Source organism: Shewanella sp. 125m-1 (assembly GCF_052977065.1).
Genome location: NZ_JBRILT010000083.1, coordinates 1 through 6,646, shown reverse-complemented (window position 1 = coordinate 6,646; position 6,646 = coordinate 1). Strand labels below are relative to the sequence as shown.

Here is a 6,646-nt window from a genome sequence, read left to right as displayed (position 1 = left end):
ACTGTGGCGATAATAGTTCGCCCATCCTCTCAGTTTCGGATTCAATATTTTGATTAAATCGTTAACGGGGATTGTTGGATGCTTTCTGATGAATTCACGTAGATTACTCAAAAATGATAGAACGTTACTTTTACTCGGCTTAATGAGCAATTTGCCTTTGTACTTTCTAAGATTGAATCCCAGAAAGTCAAAACCATCATCGATATGAGTTATGTGCGTTTTCTCATCAGAGAGTTAAAGCCTCTTTCCTGTAGAAAACCAATTAGCTGCGGTTTGATTTCATTAACGAGCACTTCCTTCGAAGAACCTGTGATTGCAAAATCCAATCACTCTCAGCAGGCATTCCGAACAAATCCAGCATCAGATCCAAAGTAAACTGGCAGACTATTCCGAATGGTTTCGGCAGAAGAAACAAAGAAATGCTAATTTAAACCTTACGGTCAGCGAGTGCATAGCTTCTGGTTCATTTCTGTATGGCCTTCAAAGCAGCCAAAAATAAAGCCCCTAGCGGGGCTTTAATACCATAGGCGTGAGACGTTTAACTTACCCCTTTAACTTTTTACCACAATGCCAGCAAGTATCGCTAGGAAGCCTATATGAAAAATAACCTTTCATGATCTGATTCTTATTACAATGATGGCAAAAATATCCAAACACCATATAAAATATGTAGATACCTAGTGTCATCCCAACCCAAAATAGTATTTCATGCAGAGCGCTTCCTTTTACAACAATAAGCTTGTAAACCACAGTGAGTAACACTTGAATTAACAACGCCAACTTAAATTTTATGGATCTTTTCATTTATTTGCCCCTACAAATATTATCTTAGAAGGTTTCTTTAATAGCTTCATAGGCTTTAGTTACCGCTTGTCCAATATCTTCATTCGTTATTGTAACAGTCTGGCTAACACTAGCATCAAGACCTATGGCCGCCCCAATTTCAGTAGCCACAGAAGTCTCACCAGATGCTAGCCCCCCTAATGAAACTGCTACAGGACCAAGTCCTGCATCAATTGACGCGTCAGTTCCTTGAAAAGTTTCGGAAGTATGACTACCTTCCTCTTTGCCAAAGGTAGCGCCTCCAATTGCTCCAACTTTAATTCCTGTTTGTTTTAAAAATCCTTTGGATGAATCACCATCAACTTCAGAAGCACTTCTATTGATTCGAGCAAAAGCACCACTCGTCGTCGAACCATCACCAGCAGAATTTGGCGTAAATGTTACTATCCCAACATCAACAGAGCCGTAAAAAGGCATTTTTAAAGAAATATATGTAGCTTTAAAGTCTTTACCATCTGGGTCTGTGTATCTATAAGGGTTGTTCGCAGCGTAAGCATAACGATTAAAGTTGTGAACATTTTTAAAACCAACCGGGTCATTCGAATAAAAACGGCCAATAAGTGGATCATAGTATCGTGCCTGCATATAAATTAGTACGAACTACGATCCATTAAAAATTAGAATAAAACGCTAATTTTTCATATATTCCTAGATTCTCATTGTGCAAAATAGCTAACTAATTGGCAAGAAGAAGGTTTAAAACTTACTAATTAAAACAACCCGCTACCACCTTCAGCCGAAGGGTGAGTAGCTTCATAGACTTGAGACAGTTTTTTACGGCTGACATGGGTATATAACTGAGTGGTGAGAATGCTGGCATGACCGAGCATCTCTTGGATGTAACGTAAGTCAGCACCATTATCTAACATGGTGGTTGCGGTATTATGGCGGAATAAGTGGCAAGCACCTGTACGGTCAAATCCTGCTAATTTGACATATTGTGAAGCCATATCTGATAATTTACCTGGTACATAGCGTTTGCCGTTATTCGCTAAAAACAATGCTTTTCCTGAGCTGATAAAGGCAAACATTGGTCGAATCTTGCCAATGTAAAACGCAAGCCATTCACACCCACGCTGGCTTATAGGCACTAGTCGTTCTTTCTTGCCTTTACCATGTACACGCACCATTTTCCCAGTAAAGTCAATATCATCAATATTGAGCTTAACCAGCTCACCACGGCGAATACCGGTGGCAAAAAATGTTTCGAGTATTGCTCTATCTCTTAGCCCCTTAATGCCAAACAATAACGGCTGCTCTAAGATAACTTTGATTTCTTCAACGCTGTATAGTGCTTTGGGTATCTGGTGCCCTTTACTTGGTAATTCGATATCCGCTAGAGTGTTCTTCGATAACAATCCCTTTCTGTGCATATACTTTACAAAAGTTTTTACATACGTCAGTAAACTGCGTTTTTGAGCAGACCCTAACGGTTCGTTATCCAGCTGTTTACGATAGCTATTAAGATAAGCAGCATAGTCATCCATCAAGTCTAGGCTAACCAAGTCTATGGTACTGATACTTTGCGCTTCACACCAAAGTATAAACTTCTTAAGGCCTCCTCGCTTATTGCGAACGGTATCAGAGCTTTGCCCTTTGGCAAGACAAAGCTCAAGATAATACTCTACACAAGGCCAAAATAGCTTAGTGGTAGGTTTGTCCATGAATTAGTTCCTTCGCATAGGCTATGCCTGCATCTACAAATGCTTTTGGCTCTGGTTTATGCCAGTAAACTATCGCTTTGTCGCCACTTCGAATACGACCAATTCGGTAGCCTGTTGCTGAAACAATTTGCCCACTATCAATGGTTGGGAAAACAATACAGCCACGGAATAATTCATGACCGCTTGAACGAACTAAGCCACTTCGTTGCAAGCTCCCACGTATAGCAGCCCCTTCAGGCGTGCGACACTTCGGAATACATTTACCTAAGGTCCGATCGCAAAAACCAACATCATTGATATGTTGTGTTTGCTCTTCTATCAGGCAATTCATGTGAACAAACTTTTGGGCAATATCACTGCATGCAAACTGGCGCTGATAATGCTCAAATGCTTGCTGGATATATAAATCGTCAAGGTTAATTTGACCTAACACACTTAGGTAGCTTTCGTTACTTGTCCGCATGACTATCCCCCCTTTTTGTTTAGTGCTTTTTCACCGATCAATTTGCGAATAGACTCACCTTTTAGTTCAATCTTATGGCTTTTATGGATAATGCGATCTAATACAGAATCAGCAATGGTTGCATCCTGAAAGGACTCATGCCAAGTGGTCACAGGATATTGTGAGGTTATGATTAACGAAGCACCTTGGTCACGAGCTTCAACCAGCTCAAAGAATAAATGACGCTCTTCGCTGCTCATTAATGCATTCCCCCAATCATCTAAAATGAGTAGTGGCACACGATTAATCTTGCGTGTTAATACGGCAAGTGTATTTTCTTTTTTGGCCGCGACTAGCTCTAATAACAAATTAGCCATGCGATAAAACAATACTGGTATTTGTCGCTTTATTGCTTCATTAGCTAGCGCACAAGCGAGTGTGGTTTTACCTTTTCCTGTCGGCCCAATAAGCAACACATGTTGATGACTCTTGATCCATTCACATTTTGCTAGCAGGTTTATCGTAGATACCTTTAACTTGGGATAAAACTCATATTCAATACCGTCAACATAGGCATCGGGAAAACGAAGCTTTGCTCGTCTTAATAAGGTTTGCTGCCGTTTATCTTGTGCAAAGCAAAGTTGGGCATTTAACAGCTCTTCAAGACGTTCATCAAAAGGCATTTCTATGTATTCGGTTGCTTTTGCTTGCACTACTAACGCCTGTGCGACACCAGTTAATTTAAGCTTATTACATAATCTAAGTAACAATTTAGTGCTCATGTCTGTCTCCTTCGAAATACTGACTACCTCTAACATTGGCGTGCAATAAGTCCTGTGGTACATCATTATATTCATAAGCTTTTGCTCGAATAACTAATTCAATATCAGTGGGCGAAAATAAATCTTCCGCTTCACGCTCAAGAACGTAACGACAAGCACTTAGAAATATTTCACTACCTACTTTCGCCTCAAGTTTTTGCAATGCAGCACAACGTTTACCAATCACTCTTGAATTTGGATTGGATGTTTTAGCATATTGCTTTTCAATCAGATGCTCTGCGTCTTGGCCAATCTCTTTAGCCCAGGCCATAAAGATAGGCATAGATTTGCGCTGCTCCGCTAAGTGGCTTGGTTTCATATGTGTTTGCTCAATAGATACACCGCCTTTTTCATCACTTATTGAATGGCGTGCGACTTCTTTATCCTCACTAACAACAATGATTTCTTCCAAAGTGATACGAATATGGACTTTTTCACCAATGAGTGTGTACGGCACTGAGTAGCGGTGCTCATTGTGCTCAACTAGATAGGTTGCCGGTACATGACAAGATTTAGCATGAATAAAGGGGGTAAATGGCTTAGCGGGTAGAAGCATAAGCGCTTGTTTTTCCTTTTCTTCAAAAAGGTCCTGACGGCTATAATCGTGCTTTTGAAAAGGCTGATGATTAAGACGTTCTACTTCCGTAAAAAGGTAAGCATTAACCTCGTCTTCAGAAAAAAAGTTATGTCTTGACTCATTGGGGCAATTATTTGGGTCGTGACAATTTTTGCCGTATTTTCAGCATTAGCGTTGTCTTTTGGGGTGCCTACTCTTGAGGTATCGCAGATGTTGCCATAGTGCTCAGATACTGCTCTTGCGTTTTCATTGAGTAGTGCGATCAATTTAGCTGTAGTCACCATCGCTTTTGCATTATCAAATTGAATAACTTCGGGAACACCGCCAAAATAATCAAATGCCTTTACGATACCCTGTACCCAGCTTTCAGATTTCAGATTTCATATCTTTTGTTGCGAGGGAAAAGAGCTTTTTAGAGTAGCCAAGGCAAGCGACAAATACAGGAAGAAAAATCACTTTTCCACTTTTTTTATACTTGGCTTTACTGCCTAAGTAATCAATGAACATCACTTCACCGGGGCGGTAAAACTGTGTCATAGTGGCATTGTTTTTCTTAAGAAAAGCTCTAATTAACCCATAAAAGATAGTTTGTTTATAAGCACGATCTCCGTATTGAATACGGTACTCAATATATTGGATAGCCAATGATTTCTGCTTCTTTCGAGGCAGTTCTTTTTGTCTGAGTACCTCAGCATAATCAGGGGGAACTTTACTCGATTTACGGATGGTGAGCTTAGGATAGAATACACTTTTTAGCTCACTGTTCGACATTTGCTTAATGGCTATCCAAGTAAGTTGTAATTTAGCTAATTTTGAACGTATCGTGCTCACCACGGGGTGTGAACACCGTGTGAGGGTAGCTATATAACGATTTGAATAGTCGGCATAAAAAATTAAATGCCAGAGTACATTTCTAAATTTGTGAGTTGCTATCATATATACCTCTGTTTAGTTAAAACAAAGGCGCAGTGATGCCTTGTCTGATATGACAACTTGACAATATATCAGTAGGATTACATAGTTACTAAGTCGGATTCATGACAAAGTAACTCAGCAATCTCAGTTTTGGTGCTAGCCTCGCCGAGATTGTTTTTGCGCCTAATAAAATTAAATGTTCTTCATTAATTTTCCTTAAATTTACTTTGCTAGCGACTAAGCAACATCACAGTACAAAGCAAACCTTCCTTGACTATTGTCCAAAAAAGCACTCTTGCTAGTTGTGTTTTCTCGAAAGAACTTGGTGGATACAATTCTAGGGGCTACCACGCAGCGAGTTGCTAAATAATAGTAATGCCTTCTTAGCCACTCATTTATAAGCTTGTCGATTAGAGCTGTGCCCATATTACCTTCTCGTTACAGCTGCGAATTTACTTTCAACTTAGATGCCGTTTTCAGTCAATGCAATACGTAAAGATGTGGAATACGTTACGTGCAAAATAAAAATGGTCATCTATAGTTAAAATGAAGGTTTAGCATGGTAAAGCTAGGGAATTGTTCTGATTTTGTTTGTTTTTTTATATTCAGAATATGTTTGCTTGTCTTTAGATAGCAAGTTATTCCCAGTAATGACCTTTTTATTGCAAAAAACCACGTGAAAATAAAGTTAAAATTTATCTGTTTTTCGAGCTTGGATGGTAAAAAACACCGTTAAAAACATCAAACTCAATTCACTTAATCGATTGCGACTATGAATGAACATGTTATCACTCTAGAGTCTAAAACCAATTCTCTTCGAACTGAATGTTGCTTTGCTTTTGTTTGCAATGCTCTTAATATCCCAATGAACGGCAACAGTATCGGGAAGTCTTTTTCAACAGAAAAAAATAATTATGCTCGCTCTGGAAAATTTACAAAGCTACTAAAAGGGAAGTCTATTCCTTCTCAAGAAACTGTTCTAAAAATGGATGAGAAGGTACCCGGCGTTGCTCAACTTTTTTATTCACCGATTTGGTATGCAATTTTCTGTATCGAAAGAAATATAAAACCTGTATATTTCAATAAATTAGATCCAAATGTTCAACATCTTATTTTTAAAGCTCAGCTTAATAGGTTAGGAAAATTCGAGCTAAAAACGATAACAGCTAGCTTAATAAAAAAAGTATTTGAATTGAATAGTCTAAGTAGCCTCGCTTGCTTGTTATTGTTAAGGCATTCTTTTGATAGGAGCACTTATCAGATAAGAAGGGTTCAATTAGATAAGCCAATTTCTGATAGCTTTGTCAATTTATACCAAACTGGAAAATTAACTGGTCACACTTGCCCAATCCCTAGAACACAATTTTGTCACTCGCTCTGAACT

General features: G+C 38.9%; 7 protein-coding genes and 1 pseudogene. 1 reads left to right on the top strand and 7 read right to left on the bottom strand.

Features of this window, described 5'->3' with window-relative positions:
- The 7 genes and pseudogenes from ACVBIK_RS20530 to ACVBIK_RS20500 form a co-directional block, all read right to left on the bottom strand.
- Positions 1-323, bottom strand: a pseudogene (locus tag ACVBIK_RS20530) (group II intron maturase-specific domain-containing protein); the annotation flags it as partial.
- A gap of 505 nt (positions 324-828) precedes the next feature.
- A complete protein-coding gene (locus ACVBIK_RS20525) occupies positions 829-1,428 on the bottom strand; it encodes an RHS repeat-associated core domain-containing protein (RefSeq protein WP_447170411.1) in 600 nt (199 codons plus the stop codon).
- Positions 1,429-1,553: 125 nt separating this feature from the next.
- Complete coding sequence (locus ACVBIK_RS20520; RefSeq protein WP_447170410.1) at positions 1,554-2,507, bottom strand: tyrosine-type recombinase/integrase; 954 nt, start codon at positions 2,505-2,507, stop codon at positions 1,554-1,556.
- Complete coding sequence (locus ACVBIK_RS20515) at positions 2,488-2,970, bottom strand: hypothetical protein (RefSeq protein ID WP_447170409.1); 483 nt, start codon at positions 2,968-2,970, stop codon at positions 2,488-2,490. Before ACVBIK_RS20515 ends, ACVBIK_RS20520 begins: the two co-directional genes overlap by 20 nt.
- A gap of 2 nt (positions 2,971-2,972) precedes the next feature.
- Positions 2,973-3,731: an IS21-like element helper ATPase IstB gene (gene istB, locus ACVBIK_RS20510; RefSeq protein ID WP_239893205.1), complete on the bottom strand. Its 759-nt coding sequence runs from the start codon at positions 3,729-3,731 to the stop codon at positions 2,973-2,975.
- The gene (locus ACVBIK_RS20505) at positions 3,721-4,326 is read right to left on the bottom strand and encodes a Mu transposase domain-containing protein (RefSeq protein WP_447170408.1); all 606 of its coding nucleotides are present in this window, start codon (positions 4,324-4,326) and stop codon (positions 3,721-3,723) included. The genes istB and ACVBIK_RS20505 overlap by 11 nt, the downstream gene beginning before the upstream one ends.
- 387 nt (positions 4,327-4,713) lie before the next feature.
- Positions 4,714-5,283: a hypothetical protein gene (locus ACVBIK_RS20500; protein WP_447170407.1), complete on the bottom strand. Its 570-nt coding sequence runs from the start codon at positions 5,281-5,283 to the stop codon at positions 4,714-4,716.
- A gap of 751 nt (positions 5,284-6,034) precedes the next feature.
- Between ACVBIK_RS20500 and ACVBIK_RS20495 the strand changes: the two genes are divergently transcribed.
- Positions 6,035-6,643: a hypothetical protein gene (locus ACVBIK_RS20495; RefSeq protein WP_447170406.1), complete on the top strand. Its 609-nt coding sequence runs from the start codon at positions 6,035-6,037 to the stop codon at positions 6,641-6,643.
- Positions 6,644-6,646 lie beyond the last annotated feature (3 nt).